Genomic DNA, 19,418 nt, shown 5'->3' with positions numbered 1-19,418 from the left:
CCAAATGGCCGGATTTTACTCCGCCCCCACCGGCAATGCGCCGGCGGTCCTGTGGCCTGATTTGTCACCGCCCTTCACAGACGCCTGGACAGAGTCCGGCAAGTGCCTCGATCGACGCTCTGCCGCAGGCCTTCGGCAGCATCAGGCCGTCGGGACTGCTGCCGGCGATGGCCGTGATATCCGCCTCGATCAGGTCACCCCCAACGGGGTTGACCCTTACGAAATGGGCGACGTTCGCGTCCCGCGTCGCGAGAAATGCGGCCACTTCCCTTCTGGCGACGGCCTTTGCCGTATTCGCTACGGAGTCCTCCAGATCGAGGATCAACGCGTCGGCGCCGCTGCTGAGTGCCTTCTCCATTCGATCCGGGCGGTCACCGGGCACGAAGAGAAGTGAGCGAAGCCTCACGTGCGCCCCCGATGAAGCATGGCTGTGCGAAGGCAGCTGCAGACGACGTCGCCATGCTGGTTGAGCAGTTCGTGCCGGAAGGTGACGATGCCGCTGTCGGGCCGCGACCGACTCTCCTTGAGACTTACGACTTCGCTTCTGGCGCGCATCGTGTCGCCGATGAATACCGGTCGAGGCATGACGACGTCGTTGAAGCCGAGATTGGCGACAAGGGTGCCTAACGTCGTATCGGCCACGGAGAGACCCACGAGCAGCGCGAAGGTGAACGTGCTGTTGACGAGGATTCGTCCGAACTCACTCGCCTTCGCCGCCTCCAGATCGAGATGGAGGGGCTGGGGATTGTGCGTCATCGTCGAGAAGAGCAGATTGTCCGTCTCGGTAACGGTGCGTCTGATTTCATGGTCCAGGCGATCGCCCACCGTCCATTCCTCGAAGTGCCTGCCGCCCATCATTCTTTCTCCCGGATCTGTGCAAGCAGCGCGCCTTCGACCACCTGCATCCCCTCGACGGCGCGTAGCTCGCCGACCGTTCCGTCGAACGGAGCCGTCAGCGTCTGCTCCATCTTCATCGCCTCCAGCACGATAAGACGCTGCCCCTTCGCGACCACCTCTCCGCTTGCGACCAGGACGCCGATGACGCGGCCGGGCATCGGCGACAGCAGAGCGCCGTCGGAGACCCCTGCCCCCTGAACGAAGGAGTCGCTGCGGGGGGGCGTAAAGTGCCACGCCTGCCCCCCGTCGAAAGCCAGCGAATCCTCGATGTGGACGTCTGCGCTCGGGCGAGGCTCCACGAGATAGGTCGAGCCGGAAAACTCGACCTGTACCCTGGTCTCGGTGGCGGAGTTCATCCGGAAGCCCGACATGCCTCCCCACGCACCGGCACGACCGGACGGCAGGATCGCAGCCGCTGCGGCCTGCAGCACCTTCATGGGAGGATCGATGTCGGGAACAAGCTCTGTCAGATGTCGCTCGATGAAGCCGGTATCAATCCGACCGTCCACGAACTCGCCGTGCAGCGCCGCAGCCCGGAGGAATGCGGCGTTCGTTCGAACGGGCCAGACCCGTGACGAGGCTGCTGCGGCCGCCAGTTTTGCGGCCGCCTCTGCGCGAGAGGGGGCCCAGGCGATCAGCTTGGCTATCATGGGATCATAGAACGGGGTCACCTCCGCCCCCTGCACGACCCCAGTGTCGACTCTCACTCCCTCGGGAAGTTCAAGATGCTCGAGCTTTCCGATCGACGGCAGGAAGCCGTTGGAGGGGTTCTCCGCATAAAGACGCCCCTCCATCGCCCAGCCGCTGATTGCGAGTTCGTCCTGCCTCAGCGGGAGCGGTTCGCCGCTAGCCACGCGCAGCTGCCACTCGACGAGATCCTGTCCAGTTATCGCCTCGGTCACCGGATGCTCGACCTGAAGTCTGGTGTTCATTTCCATGAACCAGATTCTGTCTGCGCGAAGACCTTCGCTCGCATCCGCGATGAATTCTATCGTTCCTGCACCGACGTATGCGACGGCCTCCGCCGCCTTCACCGCGGCGGCGCAGACAGCGGCCCGGGTCGCTTCGTCCATCCCTGGAGCGGGCGCCTCCTCGATGACCTTCTGATGTCGCCTTTGCAGCGAGCAGTCGCGCTCGAAGAGGTGGACGACGTTGCCATGGCTGTCTCCGAAGACCTGCACCTCGATGTGGCGCGGCGACAGGATGTACTTCTCGATCAGGACGCGATCATCGCCGAAGCTCGATCTGGCCTCGCGCTTGCAGCTGTCCAGGAGCTCGTCGAAGGAGCCCGGATCGTCTACCCGCCGCATGCCCTTTCCACCGCCGCCGGCTACGGCCTTGATCAGGACAGGAAACCCGATCGCTTCCGCCTCGAAGCGCAGCCTCGTCGCATCCTGAACCGCACCCAGGTAGCCTGGCGTCACTGGCACGTTCGCCGCGATCATCCTCGCCTTCGCTGCGTCCTTCAGCCCCATGGCGCGTATGCTTTCCGGGCGGGGTCCGATCCAGATCAGTCCAGCATCCACGACCTGCTCGGCAAATTCCGCATTCTCGGAAAGAAAGCCGTACCCCGGGTGGATCGCCTCCGCACCGCTGGAAAGAGCGGCTTCGATGATGCGATCGCCGCGAAGGTACGACTCCCTGACCTGCGATCCGCCGATATGGACGGCGTCGTCGGCCTGCCGGACGTGCAGTGCATCCCGATCGGCATCGGAATAGACGGATACGGTACGGATCCTCAGACGGCGCGCAGTTCGAATTATGCGACATGCGATCTCGCCGCGGTTCGCAATCAGGACTGACGATAACATTGCAGGATCCTCGTCGTTGGCCGTGCGTGCCGGCTACGCGGAAAGTCTGGGGCTACTCGGTTGACGAGCAGGGACGTGGGGGGGGGAGCTACATCCGGAACACGCCGAAGCGCGGTCGGTCAGGTATGGGAGCGTTGAGCGTCGCCGCGAACGCCAGTCCCAGAACATCTCTGGTCTGGGCAGGATCGATCACGCCGTCATCCCACATGCGCGCGGTGGCATAGTAGGGACTCCCCTCGTCCTCGAAGCGCTCGCGGATAGGGGCCTTGAAAGCCTCCGACTGTTCCTTCGTCCACGTCTCCGCGTCGCGATGTACCGTCGCCAGCACGCTTGCGGCCTGCTCGCCGCCCATGACGCTGATCCGCGAGTTCGGCCACGAGAACAGGAATCTCGGCGAGTAGGCCCTGCCGCACATGCCGTAGTTGCCGGCGCCGAAGCTGCCACCGATCAGTACAGTCACCTTCGGGACGGTCGCGGTCGCGACTGCCGTCACTAGCTTCGCGCCATGCTTGGCGATGCCTTCTGCCTCGTACTTCCCGCCGACCATGAACCCTGAAATGTTCTGGAGAAACAGAAGCGGGATCCTTCGCTGGCAGGCCAGCTCGATGAAATGCGCTCCCTTCTGGGCGGCTTCGGAGAACAGGACGCCGTTGTTGGCGAGGATTGCGACCGGCATCCCCCAGATACGTGCGAAGCCGCAGACGAGGGTCGTTCCGTAAAGCGGCTTGAACTCGTGCATCTCGGAGCCGTCGACGATGCGGGCGATGACCTCATGCACATCGTACGGTGCTCGAACGTCGCTCGGTATGATCCCATAGAGTTCCTGCGGATCGAAGGCGGGGGGCTCGGGCGCAACGATCTTGAGGTCGGACGGCGAAGGGTCGTTTAGCGTCCCGACGATGTCGCGGACGATAGTGAGAGCGTGTTCGTCGTTGACGGCCAGATGATCCACCACCCCGGATCGACGGGCATGGAGGTCGCCGCCGCCGAGATCCTCGGCGGTGATCACCTCGCCCGTTGCCGCCTTGACCAGCGGTGGTCCCGCAAGGAAGATGGTGCCCTGGTTCCGAACGATGACGGACTCGTCCGACATCGCAGGTATGTAGGCGCCGCCCGCCGTGCAGCTGCCCATCACGCACGCGATCTGGGGGATGCCTTCCGCGCTCATCTGTGCCTGATTGAAGAAGATCCTGCCGAAGTGTTCGCGATCCGCGAAAATCTCCGCCTGATGCGGAAGGTTTCCACCCCCGCTGTCCACTAGATAGACGCAAGGCAACCTGTTCTCCCGCGCGATCTCCTGAGCGCGGAGGTGCTTCTTGACGGTCATGGGGAAGTAGGCCCCACCTTTGACCGTCGGATCGTTGACGACGATGACGCACGTCCGACCTGCTATGAGTCCTATGGCGGCGATCACGCCGGCCCCAGGCGCCTCGTCGCCGTACATGCCGTTGGCCGCAAGCTGGCCGATCTCGAGAAGCGGCGAGCCCGGGTCGAGGAGGCGTTCCAGACGGTCGCGCGGCAGCAGCTTGCCTCGCGATACGTGACGATCCCGATGACGGTCGGCTCCGCCTCTCGCAGCCTCGGCGACGCGCCGGCGAAGCGCCTCGACAAGCGCTCGATTATGCCGGTCGTTCTGCGCAAAAGTCTCGTCGACGACCTCGACGGCAGTCCCCAGACGGGTCATTGTGCCCTCGGCGCGTCGTGTCCGATCAGCTCGCGACCGATCAGCATGCGCCGGACCTCGTTGGTTCCGGCACCGATGTCCAATAGCTTGGCGTCACGCAGATAGCGTTCAACGGGCCAGTCCTTGGTATATCCTGCGCCACCCAGAGCCTGAATCGCCTCGAGGGCTACCTTGACGGCATTCTCCGAGGCCAGGAGGATCGCGCCTGCGGCATCGAAGCGTGTCGTCCTTCCGGCATCGCAGCTCCTCGCGACCGCGTAGACGTATGCGCGGGAACTGCTGAGCGCGACGTACATGTCCGCGACCTTCGCCTGTATGAGCTGGAACGATCCTATCGCCCTGCCGAACTGCCGACGCTCGCGCACGTAGGGGAGGACAGTGTCCAGACATGCCTGCATGATCCCGAGCTGAAGACCAGCAAGCACGGCACGTTCGTAGTCGAGGCCGCTCATGAGGACGCTTACGCCGCCGTCGATCTCCCCCATTACGTTTTCGCGCGGGATCTCGCACTCGTCGAACACGAGCTCGGACGTCGGTGAACCGCGCATGCCCATCTTGTCGATCTTCTGCCCGATCGAGAAGCCTGGCATGCCTTTCTCGACGAGGAACGCGGTTATGCCACGACTACCTTCCCCGGTCTTCGCGTAGACGACGAGCGTATCTGCGTAAGCGGCGTTCGTGATCCAGAACTTCGTTCCATCCAGCACATAGCCTCGGTCGGTCGCACGAGCGCGGAGCTTCATGGAGACGACGTCCGATCCCGCGCCAGCTTCCGACATCGCAAGGCTGCCGACATGTTCGCCCGATATCAGCTTCGGAAGAAAACGTGCTTTCTGCTCGGGAGTCGCCCATCGGCGTATCTGGTTGACGCAGAGATTCGAGTGCGCGCCATAGGAAAGGCCGATCGATGCGGACGCGCGACTGACCTCCTCCACGGCCAGAACGTGTTCCAGGTAGCCGAATCCCAGACCGCCATCTTCTTCGGCTACCGTGATTCCGTGCAGCCCCAGCTCGCCCATCGCCCTCCACAGTTCGTCGCGTGGAAACCAGTCCTCCGCGTCTATTCTGGCGGCTAGGGGCGCTATGGCTCTTTCCGCGAAGCCGCGGGTCGTGTCACGGATCATGTCGGCAGTCTCGCCGAGAGCAAAGTCGAACGGTTCCATGGTGTTCCTCTCAAAGTCGTGGCTAACAGTATTTCATCATAGCTGGAACTTGCTAAAATCGGATTCATTCGATAGCTTATGCCTATGATAGAAAGGCATCTGCTGCGGTACTTCATCGCCGTTGTCGACCGCGGTAACTTTTCGGCAGCGGCTCGACATTGCAAAGTGGCGCAACCTACGCTTTCGGTCGGCATCGCTCGGCTTGAGGAAGAGATCGGCCACCGTCTATTCGAACGCACGAACAGGCGGGTGGTCCTTACGCCGGCGGGAGCGAGGCTCACCGCTCCCGCCAGACGGGCAGAGAACGCCTTCGTCGATGCGGAGCGCGCCGTGCTCGACTTCGCGCCGCCTCCGACAGTACGCATTGGGGTGATGTCCACGCTGCCTGGCGCATGGGTCGGAGAGGCTATCGCCCATGCGGTGGGATCTGCGTCGGAACGTGTCGAGATCGTCGAGGCGCGCGCCAAGGATCTGCAGGTGCTCCTGGAACGCGACCGGATCGACGCGGCCATCGGCCTTCGCGGCGATGGCCCTGGCAGAACCCTCTGGACCGAGGACTACAAGCTCGCACTGTCCGCATCCCATCAGCTCGCCGGGCGGACATCGCTTCGTGCCGAGGAGATCTCGAGTGAGACGATGTTCGTGCGACGGTCCTGCGAAGCGCTTCCCGCCATCAGCCGCCACTTCACGGGGCGGGGCATTCGACCCTTCATGGCGGCCCGAACGGACAATGACGATCGTGCCATCGCGTACGTGAAAGCTGGCCTGGGGGTAACGATGATGCCGGCCTGTTTCGCTACGAATGGCGTATCCATGGTGGCGCTCGCGGGCTTCGACGTGACGAGGACGATAGGCGTCACACTGGGTGCTGCGCGCGGTAACCTGATCGACGACTGCGACGCCCTTCGCCGTCTTATGAACGCGCTGAGCCGCCTCGCCGGGGCTGCCGGGGGCGCATGTCGTACCCTCGGCGCCGGTGCGTTTGCCTAGTGCCTCGTGGCAGGAAGCGCCCGGCACGGTCTATCGCCACGCCGGCGCAAGCGCATCCACCTCCAGGGCGCGTCTGAACGCCGGTCGACTGCAGGCCCGCTCAAGATAGTCTCGCACGTTCGGACCGTAGCCTGATCCCAGGCCGACGATGCGATCTCCCAGGTAGAGGGCGTACCCGATGGCGACGTCCGCCATGGTGAATCGGGAGGCACAGAGCCATTCGCGATGCTCGAGCGCGGTCTCGACGATCCTTAAGCGGCCAAGAAACCACTTCTCGTAATCCGCGGCGGCCTGCTCGAGTTGCCGTTCGGCAGATTCCAGCTGTCGATAACGGAGTACGATGGTCTGCGGGAAAGTAAGCGTCGCATCGCTGAAAAAAAGCCAGTTCAGGTAGGTGGCATAGTCCGGCTCATGAGGCAGCACTGCCAGTTCCGTGGGGCCGTAGCGCTCCGCTACGTAGAAGCAGATGCCGGTGGACTCGCTCATTCGGGCATCGCCATCGATCATGTAGGGCACGGTCCCGAGAGGGTTCACTTCGAGATACTCTCTTGCGTTCGCGCGCGGCGGAAACGGCAGGAAGACGGGTTCGTATTCGATCCCCATCTCCTCCAGAGCCCAGAGCGGCCTCAGCGAACGTGACTCGCGGCAGTGATACAGTTTCAGCACTTGATGCGGTCCTCTGATCTGGTCCGACGGCAGGCGGTCCGGGTGATGGGGTCGCCCCGAGCGTCTCAACTACGGTCGTCACTCGCCCTACCTAACTTGATAAATACGATCGTACGTTTGTTTTTTGGAAATGCAATGGCTTGGCGAGGTGGCGTATCACGCACCCTGAGCCTGCGAGAACTGAAGAGATATTCTGCAGACCATTCCGTCAGCGGACGACATTGAGTTTGGCTGAGGAAAAGCGGCGGCCGGGGCAGGGGCGGAAGGCGCGGATCGTCCACCCAGTCGCTTGATAAGCCGGTGACTAAAGCCTTCAGGAAAGCTAGGGTAACCGATCCAGTGCATTGGGATTTTGCAGACTGTGCGAACGGTAGGATCGAACGGGCCACGAACGCAGGAGGCGCTTAGAGCCAAGGCGGTCGAGCTCATCTGCGAGCACGGGTTCGAAGCCATGACGCTGCGCATGCTCGCTGAAGGTGTCGGGATACAGCCCGGCTCACTGTACAACCATATAAAGACGAAGCAGGATCTCCTCTTTGACCTTGTCACCAATCATCTGAGACAGATCATTCTCCATCTCGACGAGGTGCTGTCGAGGTCCATTCCGGAACCTCAGGAAAGGCTCAAGACCTTCGTGGCTTTCCACGTCGAGCAGCACATCATTCGCAGGCAGGAGGTCTTCGTCGGCAACTCCGAACTCAGATCTCTCGATCCAGACAACCTGCGTGTCGTCAAAGGTCTGCGACGTGAATACGAGCGTCGTCTGATAGAGATCCTGCGTGAGGGCCGGCTGGAAAACGTCTTCAGGCTCTCGGATGAAAAAGTGACCGCATATGCCATCCTGGCGATGCTCACGGGGGTCTGCACATGGTTCAAACCGGGAGGAGCGATCGGAACGGCGGAGCTGATCGGAATGCATACGACGCTCGTCACGAGGATGGTGCTTTAAGGCCATCTGGGAGGCGCTCGTTTACCACCTGCGAAGGAACGCTTCAGACAGTCGAGGGCAGGGGCAGACGTCGGCGAACAGGCCGACGACTCCGAAGCCCCGGGCCGGAAACGGCTAGCGGGGCCTAGGGCCGAGGCCTGGGCACAGTCTTCGCTCCGCGGCCTTTCGGGGCGAGCAAGCAAGCGGTTTTTCGGGAGCGCATGTGGCTTGCCGCGGCGTACATGCCGCGAGCCCCTGTTCCGGGGCGTCAATCCCGCCGTAAGAAACGCCAGGGCAGTCGGATCCGGACTATGACTCCAGGCCTCGGTGTCGTCGACATTCCGCCAGGGATCAGCCGGGCGCTGATTCGCGGACGACGAGTTCCACTGGCAGGACCACGGACGGCGTGTCGATGCCCTCCATGCGCTGGAAGAGGAGATCGACGAGCATGGAGCCGAGCGTCGCGACGTCCTGCCTGATCGTCGTCAAGGCGGGGTGCGACCGGCTTGCGGCGTCCACGTCATCGAAACCTACGACCGCAACGTCGCCGGGGCAGTCGAGTCCAGCCGCGCGGAGGGCCTGAATGGCGGAGAGCGCCAGGCCGTCGGAGGCGGCGAAGAGTCCGTCGAAGCGTACACCGTCGGAGAGGGCTTTGCCTACGGCATCGATGGCTTCCGACCCCGTGAAATGCGCGGGCACGACGAGGCGTTCGTCGCAGCCGATCCCGGCGCCGCCCAGAGCGGTCATGTATCCTTCGTATCGCCTGTCGATTTGGGGCAGGTCCGCGGGTCCTAGAAACATGATCCGGCGCCTACCGGTCCGGATGAGATGTTCCGTCGCGAGGAGGCCTCCCCTCAGGTTGTCAGAGCCTGCGGAGCAGTATCGCTGACCCGGTACGTCACCGCCACCGACCACAAGCGGAAGGTAGCCCTTCGCCGCTACGTTCAGAGCTTCGTGCTGATCGCTCTGACCAACGATGATATAGCCGTCGGCTCTCTGGGAGAGGATCAGGCGCTGTAGCCAACGCGCGTCCGGTGAAGGCTCCCGCACGAGAAGCGTATCATGCTTACGGGCCGTAATGGCGTCCGCGATATGCCCGAACAGAGTAAGGAAGAACGGATCGGATACGAGCTGCTCCGTCTCGTGACCCAAGGGAACAGCGAGGCCGATAGTGCGCGTGAGGTTCTGCCTGAGGTTCCGAGCGGACCGATTTATGACATAGCCATGCTCGACGGCCAGGGCCTCGATCGCGTCCCGGGTGGCTTCGGGTATCTTGGCGCTCCCCGACAGCGCACGTGATACCGTCGACGGCGAAACCCCCGCGATGCGGGCGATGTCCGCCATCTTGATCGCCCTACGACCCGTGCTCTGTTGATGTCCTGCCATCCGCAATCGCTATATTGACCCAGGAGGGCATCATGCAATCCTCGGTTCGCCCTGCAGTCCGGTCGATAGCGAGGTGCCCGCCGGCACGGCCCCGTCTCCTCCGCCCGGTCGGGTGCGCCGAACCTGAAGTTCCGCGAGGATCTCGGCATGACGATTCCGATCGATCCCGTATCTCCGGAGCATGGGCAGCGCTGCCAGCACCACGATGGTGGCACCAGGACCCCAGAGCAGGCCTATGCCGGTCGCGGTACTGCCGGAGATGATGGTAGTGCTTCCCGCCTTGGCAGCTGCAGAGAAGCCGACGAGCTGCAGACCCAGTCCGGCGACGAACGCTCCCAGGCCGGTCGCAGCCTTGGAGCCGATCATGAGGGCCGCCGCATAGAGAGCCTCGCGGCGAACGCCGAACCGCAGATCGTGCTCGTCGACCGCGTCTGCTATCATCGAGTAGAAGCACACGAAGCAAATGGCGCCACATCCACCAAAGACGGCACCGTTGACGACTACGAGTATGATCGCCGTCGTGGAGCCGGGCGTAACGATGTCGAGCAGGGCCAGCGCGACGATGAGGGCGGGATAGGCGGCTACTGCGATGACGGCCCACATTACGCCGTCACGCTTCTCGATATGCTTCATCAGCAATCCGGCGGCAACGGTCCCCACGAGCATGCCGACCGGCATGACGAGAAGCGGCAACTGAATGAGGGAGTTCGGGACCTTCCAGAAATAGCGATACACGTGAAGGCCGAGAGCGCTGGCCATGCCCTGGCCGGCCAGGACCAGCACCGCGGCCGTGAACAACCTGACGAAAGACGGATTGCGGAACAGCTGCAGGATCTCCGACAGGAACCCGGCCTGGTCACTGCCCTCTGATGGTGGCGGCGGACTTGGCAGACGCAGTAGGTCCTTTGCGATGCCGACGGTACAGCTCGCGCCGAAGACGGCTACCAGTGCCGCCACCCACATCCCGAGCTTCGGATAGCTGCTTCGCACCTGCAGTCCATCGCTCCCCGTGAATATCAGGCTGAACGCCGGCACCAAGACCATTGCGAAGCCGACGACGAGGAACAGGGCGCGGTAGGTGCTGAGAACAGTGCGTTCCGAATAGTCGTCCGTGATCTCTGCATTCAGAGCCGAGTGCGGGAGGGCGAATATCGACAGGCCGACCCGCAGGACGAGGTTGAGTATCAGGACGTATGCGAACATCGTCGCTCCGCTCAGGCCGACGGGCAGGGCAAAGAGCAGAACGGATGCCAGCATCATCGGGGGCAGCGCCACGACCATGAACGGCAGGCGACGCCCCCATCTCGAGGTCCAGCGATCGGACAGCCGCCCTATGAAAGGATCGAGCAGGCCATCGACCCCGAGCGATACGAGGAACACGGCGCCGGCGGCGGATCCCGACATCCCGCAGACCGCGGTCAGATAGAACAGCAGGAAGGTGTTGATGGCTGCGTCGAGGATCGCATTCACAGCCTGCCCGCTGCCGTAGAACAGCTTGAGTCTCGTCGAGATGCGATAGCTGTCGACCTCGTTTCGCATGGCGTCCATCTTCCTCTCCTGATTCTCCCGTCGAATCTCCTCCGACGGTACTCTTGCCAGTCGCGTAACAGGCGCTTGACAGTTGGGCAATCGATTGCCTAAACAATTGGGCAATCGATTGCACGAACAAGTGCGACGTCGCTCAACAAGACAGGAGAGGTATTTCGATGATCCGTTCGTGCAGTGTCGCCCTGACTGGCGTAGCTCTTTCCGCTCTGGTCGCCGCGAGCTCGGCGTACGCTCAGGACGCAAGTGGCAGCCAGGAGCCTGCCGCGCCCGTCGCGCAGGCGGCTGTGCCCGAGACCTCCTCGACCACGTCCCCCGCGCTGAACTCGGACACCACCGACCAGGCCACTGGAGACATCGTCGTCACAGCTTCGCGTCAGGGTGCGCAGACACTGCAGCAGGTCCCGCTGGCCATCCAGGCCTTCAGCGGAGAGCAGCTTCTGAGCCGAGGGATCCGCGAGACCGCAGACCTGGTGAATGCCATTCCTGGTGCGTCGCAGGGCGAGCAGGTCGGCTCGGTCATCCGCACGATCAGCATCCGGGGTGTCGGCGCTGCAGGCGGCGTCGGCGACTCGCCGATCGGCTACTACATCGACAATGTACCGTTCTCCGTTCCGAACTTTCCGCTCGCACCGCCCCTCCGCTTCGTCGACATCGACCGTGTCGAGGTCCTGCGCGGACCACAGGGGACGCTCTACGGCCAGGGTTCCGCCGGCGGGACCATCATCTATCACACCCGCGATCCAAACCTGGTCCGGATCGAGGCGAAGGGCGAAACGTCCGTCGGAAAGATGGGCGATGCCAGCGATCTGAACTTCGGAGCATCCGCAGCGATCTCCGTCCCCCTGATCAAGGACAAGCTCGCGATCCGGGTAAGCGGTGGCTATGACAAGCGCGCAGGGTATATCGACGTATACGATACGACTCCCGCGGCTGGCGCTCCCCGAGCCAAGGATGCAAACGACATAAGTAGTCGGGACATCCGGGCGGTGCTGCTGTTCAAGCCTGACGACGCGCTGACCGTACGTGCCCAGGTCGCCCACTTCGAGCCCCGGCAGGACTATACGCAGAGCATCAACTCCCTCAATCCACCGCAGCAGTGGTTCACCGGCGGCGTCAAAGGCTACGAGCGTGGGAACTTCGATCTCTACAGTGTCTCGATCGACTACGATGCTGGCTTCGCCAACCTTTCGACTTCGACGAGCTACCTGGACGCGAAGTTCGGCTACTTGACCGGGCAGACCTTCGGCCCCTTGGGGACGGGGGCTCTGGTCAACAGCTACGATGCCTACAGCCTGACGCAGGAAGTGCAGCTGCGCTCGGCGGGCAAGTCTCCCTTCCACTGGGTGGTCGGTGGCTTCTTTCAGCGCGCCAAGTCGGTCTTCGGTTTCGACGCCAAGCTGACGCAGCTCACCATCAGCGGCTTCAACGTTACGCGGACCCGGAACTACTCCGCCTTCGGCGAGGTCAGCTACGATCTGATGGGCGGAAAGCTCGTGCCGCTGTTCGGGATCCGCTACTTCAAGGACGATCGCAGTTTCGTCGCGAACTCTATCCTGACGGGCACGGGCTCGGGCGAGACGAAGCCGGACAAGGTCACCTATCGGGCAAACGTGTCTTACTTCCCGAACGACGATCTGACGGCTTTCGTCACCGTCAGCACAGGATTCCGGAGCGGGATCACCCAGACCGACTTCCAGGCAGGTCTCGTGCAGCTGTCGGGCGTGCCGGCTTCGACGGCGCTCAGCCCCGACTCCCTGACGAACTACGAGGCGGGGATGAAGGCACGTCTGTTCGGCGGTTCCGTCAACGTGGGGCTCAACCTCTACCGTATCGACTTCAAGAACCTGCAGTTCGGCCTGACTCCGTTCGGCGTCGCCGCCTTCGCGAACGTCGGCCAGGCACGGACGACCGGCGTCGATGCGGAGATCCGCTGGCGCACTCCTGTCCGCGGCCTCAACATCGGCGCCGTCGCAAACGTCAACGACAGCGAATTCCGGAATATCTTCTCGAGCGTCTCCGCAAGCCTTCCAAGCGTTGCCGACGGCCGCAGGCTCAGCAGCACCGCCGAATACAACTACCGGGTCGATGCGGACTACGACCGGTCGATCGGCAACGACCTCAATCTGGTCATGAACGCGTCAGCCTCCCGAACCGGCAACCGCATCATGTATGATGGCTACGTCGTGCCTGCCTACTCGCTCTACAATGCGAGCATCGGTGTCCGGCGCGGTCCCGTCGAGCTGACGCTGTTCGGCGAGAACCTGGGCGACGAGCGTGGGCCGACGTTCGTCCGCAATAGCTTGCTCCTGGCAGGGCCGTTCCCGCGGACGATCGGGCTTCGCCTTCGGGCGAGCCTCGACTGACGTATCGAGGCTGGACCGGGCAGCGGCCGGTCCAGCCTCTTCTACCGCAACCGGGCCAGGCCCCGATCGCACCACCGCCCCGACAGTGGCCACAGGTGCTCGAACCATCGGAACAAGTCATGACTACACCCTCTCGCTGGAAAGCGGCCGACATCCTGACGATCACGAAAGCGACGTCGCAGTCCGCGCCTGTGATCGGCCCCTCGGAAGTCGTTCCCGTCCTGAACGGCTACGGTTTCTGGGACGCATGGCCGGTCCAAAGCACCGACGGCGCCGTGTATCGTACGACGGACGGGGTGGAGATCTGGATGGCCCTGGGAACCCCGCTGTTCGACAATCCCGACGATCGCCACAGCCATGCGAGAATCCATGTGATCCATCGCGATGATAGCGGCTGGCGGCATGTCGGTCCCGCATTGCCTGACGGCTTCGCGCCCGGGAGCCGGGAATGGTCCGGGACGGCCGTCATCGACGATGCGAAGCGCAACGTGACGCTCTTCTTCACGGCGGCAGGGCGACGAGGCGAAGCGGAGACGACCTTTGAGCAGCGCCTCTTCGCCGCGGATTCGACGCTTGAAGAAGGCGGCTCTCTGGTCGACTGGCGCAATCTGCGCGAACTCGTCCAGCGCGATCCGGAACATTACATGCCCACGACGGGAGGCACCGGCAAGGTCGGAACCATCAAGGCGTTCCGAGATCCTGCCTTCTTTCGCGATCCGGCAGACGCGACCGACTACTTCCTATTCGCCGCCTCCGCCGCCGGCTCGAGCTCGGCATACAACGGCGTTATCGCCATCGCCCGTGCAGTCGGGAACGACTGGGAGCTGCTGCCCCCGATAGTGACCGCGGACGGCGTGAACAACGAACTGGAGCGTCCTCACGTCTCTATCGCGACGGGTTCTACTACCTGTTCTGGGTGACCCAGCGCCACGTGTTCGACCCTGCCGGACCGACGGGGCCCACGGGCCTTTACGGCATGGTCTCGGACTCCCTTTTCGGCGAGTGGAAGCCGCTGAACGGGACGGGCCTGATCGTGGCCAACCCCGAGGAGGCACCCGCCCAGGCCTATAGCTGGTTCGTATTTCCGGATCTCTCCGTGACGAGCTTCGTCGACGACTGGGGGACCGACGGCGTCCGTCGCTTCGGTGGCACATTCGCTCCCTTTCTCCATCTCCGCCTCGATGGCGACAAAGCCTACGTTCGGAACTGATCTTGGACGATCCGATCATTGCCGGAGTGGAACTCGGCGGCACCAAGGCGGTGGCGGTGCTCGCGCGGGGGCGTTCCATCATCGATCGCTTCCGTCTTCCGACGACCACACCGACAGAAACCCTGTCCCGCATCGCCGACCAGCTCGCTCGCTGGCATGTGGACCGACCTTTCGAGGCTCTAGGCGTCGGCTCGTTCGGACCGGTACGGCTCGATCCCGAGGCTGAGGACTACGGCCGCATCCTCGACACGCCCAAGCCTGACTGGTCAGGTGCCGACGTGATCGGCGCCTTGACGCGAGGACACGACCGTCCATGCCGCATCGATACCGACGTGAATGCGGCAGTGCTGGCGGAAAAGCGGTGGGGTGCTGCAAGGGACGTTGCCAGCGCCTGCTATCTCACGCTCGGCACCGGGGTAGGTGGGGGCCTTTTTGATCGACGGAGCCCCAGTCCGGGGCGCTCTCCATCCGGAGGTCGGTCACCTCAGAATGCGGCGGGCGACCGGAGACGCTTCGCAGGCATATGCCCCTTTCATGGAGACTGCGTCGAGGGACTGGTCTCCGGACCGGCACTTCATGCCCGCTTCGGGCGACCGGGCGAACACGTGGACGACGATGACCCCCGGTGGTCGTTCTTCATCCATGACGTGGCGGCACTCATCTCCGCGCTATCGCTCACTGCCAGCCCGGGCCGGGTGATACTGGGGGGGTGGTATCGGCATCGGACGCGCCTTCCTGCTCGGGCAGATCCGAACGCGGGTGCTGGCGGAACTGAATGGCTATCTGCCGCACGTGACACCTGCGACCATCGACCGCTTCATCGTCACGGCGGAACTGGGCGAGGAGGCCGGGCCACTCGGCGCCGTGTCGCTGGGACAGGCAGCCTATTTCGAAGGCGTATCGAGAAAGGAACTACGGCTTGGCTGACATGAATACGAACGGCTGGGCGGACCCCGCCTTCGAGAAGTGTTTCGACGCGTTCCAGTCGAACTTCTCCGAAGCCGGCGAACTGGGTGCGGCATGCGTGATCTACCAGAACGGCAGACCCGTGCTCGATGCGTGGGGCGGCTTCGCGGACCACGTCGGCGGCGAGGCCTGGCGGCGGGACACGGCCGTGCCCGTGTTCTCCGTCACCAAGGGCGTCGCCGCGGTCTGCATCCTCATGCAGGCAGACAGGGGGTTGATCGATCTGGACAAGCCGGTTGCCTACTACTGGCCGGAGTTCGGAGCCGAAGGGAAGGACCGTGTAACCGTCCGCGCCGCCTTGGCCCACCGTGCCGGCGTCCCGTTAATCGATGGTCCCGTCAGCCTGGACGACTTCGGGAACCCCGGCCGGATGGCGGCCAGGCTCGCGGCTGCGACGCCGATCTTCGAGCCTGGATCCATGCACGGCTATCACGCGGTGACCGTGGGCTGGATCACGTCGGAACTCATGCGCCGGATCACGGGCGAGCCGATCGGAACCTGGTTTCGCAAGCACGTAGCCGATCCGAGATCCCTGAACATCGCGATCGGTCGGACGACAGACGACGTCAGTCCAGTGGCCCGGGTCGAAGTGCTTCCCGAGCGCGATACGCCGGACGTGGACCCGATGAGCGATATGGCCAGGCCCATCAGCATGAACGGCCTGATCGTGCCTCGCGTCAGCGGGCTCGCTGCGATGCTGAACGATCCCGCGGTCCAGAAAGTGGAGCAGGCCGGGACCAACGCGATCGCGGACGCGCATTCCCTGGCCAAGCTGTTCGCCGCGACCATGGATCCCATCGATGGTGAGCGCCTGCTGTCGGACCGCACCATTGCCGATGCGTGTCGAGTCGTGTCCGAAGGTGAACAATGGGGCGGCATGCCAGGCCCTACCTATGGCGCCGGTCTGATGCTGCCCGGCGGCGTGCAGCCGATGCTCGGGCAGGGCTCCTTCGGACATGACGGAATGGGGGGCTCGCTCGCGTTTGCCCATGCCCCCTCAGGCGTGAGCTTCGCATACGTACGCAATCGGACCGGTCCGCCCGGGATCGTCGATCCGATGGTCTACCGCGTCGTCGGCGCTCTCGCCGAAATCCTCGAAATTCCGGTTACCAAGATATGATGGAGATACGAACCATGTCGCTCGACCCAGTGCTGCAGCAGCTGCTCGCACAAGTTCCGACCGTTCCGCCTGGCCCGATCGACTATCCGACGATCCGCGCTCAAGCCGCTGCCCTGCTGCCGATGATCGCGCCGGTCGCGACCCGCGCCGAGGTGAAAAGCGTCGAGGACCGAAAGGTCGTCGACGGCAGCGTCAGCGTGCCGCTGCGGATCTATCGCCCGGTAGGCGACGTGACCGGCATCCTGCACTTCATCCATGGGGGCGGCTGGTCAGTCGGAGACCTCGACACGATCGACCCGACGGCTCGGCGTCTCTGCGCCGGACTGTCCATGGTCGTGGTAGCCAGTTCCTACCGTCTTTCGCCGGAGAACCCGTTCCCCGCCGGCTTCGAGGACAGCATCGCTGCAGCACGCTGGGTACAGTCGCACCGTCAGGAGCTTGGCGGAGAGCACCTGCCGACGGTGATCGGCGGCGACAGCGCCGGAGGTAATCTTGCGGCCGCCATCGTGATAGCGATGCGCGACACGGCCGAGCAGACCTTCGACGTCCAGCTGCTGCTCTATCCCGCCGTCGACCTGCGACCGGGTGCGGCTGAATACCCTTCCAGGCAACGCAACGCCGATCCGACGCTGAGAGCGGACGACATGTCGCACTACGTCGACGCCTACGTCGGCGGCGCGGACGCTGCCGATCCGCGGATCTCCCCGCTGGCAGTAACGAGCGTCGAGGGGCTTCCGCCCGCACTGGTCGTAGTGCAGACGGTCGATCCTCTCCGTGACGAGGCCATCGCCTATGCCGATCGTCTCCGCGACGCCGTCGTGCCGGTCGACGTCATCGAATTCGGCAATCTTACGCACGGCTTCGTCCACATGGCTGGACTCGTACCAGCGGCGGCCGATGCTACGGACGAGGTAATGGAGCGGCTGACCAAGCTCGTGTCCGCTGTCGCCTGAGAAGCCGAGCGCTCAACGCCAGGAGATGCCGTCGATGAATGAAGCTGCAGATCACCGTGAACTCGGTTCGGGATCGGTCGCCTTCGACCTATCCGCAGCCCTTGCCGTCCTCGACGCCGATGACGATGGCGGATGCAACGCGGCATGGATCTGCTGCGATAGGCATGCGGACGATGACGGCCGGCTGGCACTGAGACATCGGGGCATCGACGGGGTGGTGCGCGAATGGACCTTCACCGAACTGCAGCAGCATTCGGCGCGCTTCGCGGAGGCCTTGAGGGGGTTCGGGGTTGGCAAGGGTGATCGGGTAGCCGGGCTGCTGCCCCGAACGCCGGAACTACTCATCGTCATCCTCGCAACCTGGCGCCTCGGAGGCGTGTATCAGCCCCTGTTCACCGCGTTCGGGTCGAAGGCGATCGAGCACCGTGTAGCAGAGGCAGCTACCCGCGTGATCGTCACCGATCGCGACAACGTCACGAAGATCGAGGTCCGACCCGACGACGTGACGGTCGTGGTCGTTGATAACGAAGCGCCCTCCAGGGACCCGGACTTCTGGACAGAGATCGACAGGCAGGGGGAGACGTCGGCCCCCGCCTCGTGCACCCCGGACGATCCGTTCCTTATAATGTTCACGTCGGGCACGACCGGTGCCGCCAAGCCGCTGCTGGTTCCGCTCCGGGCAATCGCGGCGTTCGTCGGCTACATGCACGATGCAGTCGATCTACGGGCGGCAGATCGCTTCTGGAACCTGGCCGACCCGGGCTGGGCATACGGCCTGTACTACGGTGTCGCCGGGCCGCTGGCCCTGGGCTGTACGATCACCTTCAATCAGCGAGCGTTCGACGTCGACGATACATACGACGTCATCAAAAGTCTGGGCATTACCAATCTAGCGGGCTCCCCGACCGCGTATCGCCTGCTGATGGCGGGCGGCACGGCGAAGGCTGGACCCGTCAATGGGCTCCTGCGCGTCGTCAGCAGTGCTGGGGAACCTCTCAATCCGGAGATCATCCGCTGGTTCGATACAGTGCTTCGGACGACGATACATGACCATTACGGCCAGACCGAACTCGGTATGGTCCTCTGCAACCATCACGCGCTGATGCATCCCGTGAGAATCGGGTCGGCCGGGTTCGCATCGCCAGGGCATCGTGTCGTCGTCGTCACGGCCGATGGCGAGGAACTGCCGCAGGGATCGCCCGGCATACTGGCTCTGGATCGGCGCGCTTCGCCGCTGATGTGGTTCGCAGGCTACCTCGGCAGAGAGACCGCCGCCTTCGTACGGCATTACTACCTGTCTGGCGACACGGTCGAGCAGAACGCCGATGGCAGCATTTCCTTCATCGGCCGCGCGGACGACGTGATCACCACGTCTGGCTATCGCGTCGGGCCGTTCGACGTCGAAAGCGCGCTCATCGAGCATGAGGCGGTTCTGGAGTCGGCGGTGATCGGGAAGTCCGACGTCGAGCGGACGGAGATCATCAAGGCCTTCGTCGTCCTCAACCAGGGCTTCGACGCCGACGATCCTACACTTGCAGCCGACCTTCAGCGCTTCGTGAAGAAGCGCCTGTCCGCACATGCGTATCCGCGGGAGATTGAGTTCGTCCCGTCCCTTCCGAAGACGCCCAGCGGAAAGCTGCAGCGCTTTCTCCTCAGGAACGCGGAGGTGGCGAGGCAGCGTCATCGCGAATGACGCCGCCCCCAATGGCCACCGTATCCTCGAACCAGGAACT

The 19,418-nt window shown here is 63.6% G+C and carries 17 protein-coding genes; 9 read left to right on the top strand and 8 right to left on the bottom strand.

Features of this window, described 5'->3' with window-relative positions:
* Positions 1-64 precede the first annotated feature (64 nt).
* The 5 genes from NI18_RS03700 to NI18_RS03680 all read right to left on the bottom strand — a co-directional run bounded on the left by NI18_RS03700 (position 65) and on the right by NI18_RS03680 (position 5,555).
* Complete coding sequence (locus tag NI18_RS03700; protein WP_084215020.1) at positions 65-406, bottom strand: aldolase/citrate lyase family protein; 342 nt, start codon at positions 404-406, stop codon at positions 65-67.
* On the bottom strand, positions 403-855 hold the full coding sequence (locus tag NI18_RS03695) for a MaoC family dehydratase (protein WP_037528207.1): 453 nt from the start codon (positions 853-855) through the stop codon (positions 403-405). Before NI18_RS03695 ends, NI18_RS03700 begins: the two co-directional genes overlap by 4 nt.
* Positions 855-2,708, bottom strand: a complete 1,854-nt coding sequence (locus NI18_RS03690) for a biotin carboxylase N-terminal domain-containing protein (RefSeq protein ID WP_037528204.1) — start codon at positions 2,706-2,708, stop codon at positions 855-857. The genes NI18_RS03695 and NI18_RS03690 overlap by 1 nt, the downstream gene beginning before the upstream one ends.
* 88 nt (positions 2,709-2,796) lie before the next feature.
* A complete protein-coding gene (locus NI18_RS03685) occupies positions 2,797-4,392 on the bottom strand; it encodes a carboxyl transferase domain-containing protein (RefSeq protein WP_037528201.1) in 1,596 nt (531 codons plus the stop codon).
* Positions 4,389-5,555, bottom strand: a complete 1,167-nt coding sequence (locus NI18_RS03680) for an acyl-CoA dehydrogenase family protein (RefSeq protein WP_037528199.1) — start codon at positions 5,553-5,555, stop codon at positions 4,389-4,391. The genes NI18_RS03685 and NI18_RS03680 overlap by 4 nt, the downstream gene beginning before the upstream one ends.
* Positions 5,556-5,639: 84 nt before the next feature.
* Between NI18_RS03680 and NI18_RS03675 the strand changes: the two genes are divergently transcribed.
* On the top strand, positions 5,640-6,545 hold the full coding sequence (locus NI18_RS03675) for a LysR family transcriptional regulator (protein ID WP_084215019.1): 906 nt from the start codon (positions 5,640-5,642) through the stop codon (positions 6,543-6,545).
* Between the two features lie 30 nt (positions 6,546-6,575).
* On the opposite strand, the gene NI18_RS03670 is transcribed toward NI18_RS03675, so the two are convergent.
* The gene (locus NI18_RS03670) at positions 6,576-7,211 is read right to left on the bottom strand and encodes a glutathione S-transferase family protein (protein ID WP_037528197.1); all 636 of its coding nucleotides are present in this window, start codon (positions 7,209-7,211) and stop codon (positions 6,576-6,578) included.
* 361 nt (positions 7,212-7,572) lie between these two features.
* Here NI18_RS03670 and NI18_RS03665 point away from each other — a divergent pair, with 361 nt between their 5' ends.
* Positions 7,573-8,160, top strand: a complete 588-nt coding sequence (locus NI18_RS03665) for a TetR/AcrR family transcriptional regulator (protein WP_037528193.1) — start codon at positions 7,573-7,575, stop codon at positions 8,158-8,160.
* Between the two features lie 330 nt (positions 8,161-8,490).
* Here NI18_RS03665 and NI18_RS03660 read toward each other — a convergent pair whose 3' ends face one another.
* Together NI18_RS03660 and NI18_RS03655 are read right to left on the bottom strand one after the other, a co-directional pair.
* Positions 8,491-9,483 carry a LacI family DNA-binding transcriptional regulator gene (locus NI18_RS03660; RefSeq protein ID WP_037528289.1) on the bottom strand — a complete coding sequence of 331 codons (993 nt, stop codon included), beginning with the start codon at positions 9,481-9,483 and terminating at the stop codon, positions 8,491-8,493.
* Between the two features lie 72 nt (positions 9,484-9,555).
* Positions 9,556-11,073, bottom strand: coding sequence for an MFS transporter (locus tag NI18_RS03655; RefSeq protein ID WP_084215018.1), 1,518 nt, complete (start codon positions 11,071-11,073; stop codon positions 9,556-9,558).
* Positions 11,074-11,231: 158 nt separating this feature from the next.
* On the opposite strand from NI18_RS03655, the gene NI18_RS03650 reads away from it, so the two are divergent.
* From NI18_RS03650 to NI18_RS03625, 7 genes are all read left to right on the top strand, one after another.
* Positions 11,232-13,436, top strand: a complete 2,205-nt coding sequence (locus NI18_RS03650) for a TonB-dependent receptor (protein ID WP_037528188.1) — start codon at positions 11,232-11,234, stop codon at positions 13,434-13,436.
* A 95-nt stretch (positions 13,437-13,531) separates the two neighbouring features.
* Positions 13,532-14,356, top strand: coding sequence for a glycoside hydrolase family 68 protein (locus NI18_RS03645; protein ID WP_306286220.1), 825 nt, complete (start codon positions 13,532-13,534; stop codon positions 14,354-14,356).
* Positions 14,353-14,646 (top strand): glycoside hydrolase family 68 protein, encoded by a 294-nt coding sequence (locus tag NI18_RS26420; protein WP_306286219.1) that lies wholly within the window; start codon positions 14,353-14,355, stop codon positions 14,644-14,646. Before NI18_RS03645 ends, NI18_RS26420 begins: the two co-directional genes overlap by 4 nt.
* Positions 14,647-15,405: 759 nt before the next feature.
* Positions 15,406-15,573 carry a hypothetical protein gene (locus tag NI18_RS27790; protein WP_347574797.1) on the top strand — a complete coding sequence of 56 codons (168 nt, stop codon included), beginning with the start codon at positions 15,406-15,408 and terminating at the stop codon, positions 15,571-15,573.
* Position 15,574: 1 nt separating this feature from the next.
* Positions 15,575-16,732, top strand: a complete 1,158-nt coding sequence (locus tag NI18_RS03635) for a serine hydrolase domain-containing protein (RefSeq protein WP_037528186.1) — start codon at positions 15,575-15,577, stop codon at positions 16,730-16,732.
* A gap of 14 nt (positions 16,733-16,746) precedes the next feature.
* Positions 16,747-17,685: an alpha/beta hydrolase gene (locus NI18_RS03630; protein ID WP_052148964.1), complete on the top strand. Its 939-nt coding sequence runs from the start codon at positions 16,747-16,749 to the stop codon at positions 17,683-17,685.
* 25 nt (positions 17,686-17,710) lie between these two features.
* Entirely contained in the window at positions 17,711-19,378 is a 1,668-nt protein-coding gene (locus tag NI18_RS03625; protein ID WP_198526933.1) for an AMP-binding protein, read from the top strand.
* The last annotated feature ends 40 nt before the right edge of the window (positions 19,379-19,418 follow it).

The organism is Sphingomonas sp. Ant20 (genome assembly GCF_000783375.1).
GTDB lineage: Bacteria > Pseudomonadota > Alphaproteobacteria > Sphingomonadales > Sphingomonadaceae > Sphingomonas > Sphingomonas aerolata.
The sequence above is the reverse complement of the archived record's forward strand: the minus strand, read 5'-3'. Positions and strand labels throughout refer to the sequence as shown.

Bases quoted from the DNA above. Each gene is read 5' to 3' on its own strand.
- NI18_RS03655 (WP_084215018.1), bottom strand. From the start codon at position 11,073: ATGGACGCCATGCGAAACGAGGTCGACAGCTATCGCATCTCGACGAGA.
- NI18_RS03685 (WP_037528201.1), bottom strand. From the start codon at position 4,392: ATGACCCGTCTGGGGACTGCCGTCGAGGTCGTCGACGAGACTTTTGCG.
- NI18_RS03660 (WP_037528289.1), bottom strand. From the start codon at position 9,483: ATGGCGGACATCGCCCGCATCGCGGGGGTTTCGCCGTCGACGGTATCA.
- NI18_RS03650 (WP_037528188.1), top strand. From the start codon at position 11,232: ATGATCCGTTCGTGCAGTGTCGCCCTGACTGGCGTAGCTCTTTCCGCT.
- NI18_RS03635 (WP_037528186.1), top strand. From the start codon at position 15,575: ATGAATACGAACGGCTGGGCGGACCCCGCCTTCGAGAAGTGTTTCGAC.
- NI18_RS03690 (WP_037528204.1), bottom strand. From the start codon at position 2,708: ATGTTATCGTCAGTCCTGATTGCGAACCGCGGCGAGATCGCATGTCGC.
- NI18_RS03630 (WP_052148964.1), top strand. From the start codon at position 16,747: ATGTCGCTCGACCCAGTGCTGCAGCAGCTGCTCGCACAAGTTCCGACC.
- NI18_RS03680 (WP_037528199.1), bottom strand. From the start codon at position 5,555: ATGGAACCGTTCGACTTTGCTCTCGGCGAGACTGCCGACATGATCCGT.
- NI18_RS03695 (WP_037528207.1), bottom strand. From the start codon at position 855: ATGGGCGGCAGGCACTTCGAGGAATGGACGGTGGGCGATCGCCTGGAC.
- NI18_RS03625 (WP_198526933.1), top strand. From the start codon at position 17,711: ATGCCGTCGATGAATGAAGCTGCAGATCACCGTGAACTCGGTTCGGGA.
- NI18_RS03675 (WP_084215019.1), top strand. From the start codon at position 5,640: ATGATAGAAAGGCATCTGCTGCGGTACTTCATCGCCGTTGTCGACCGC.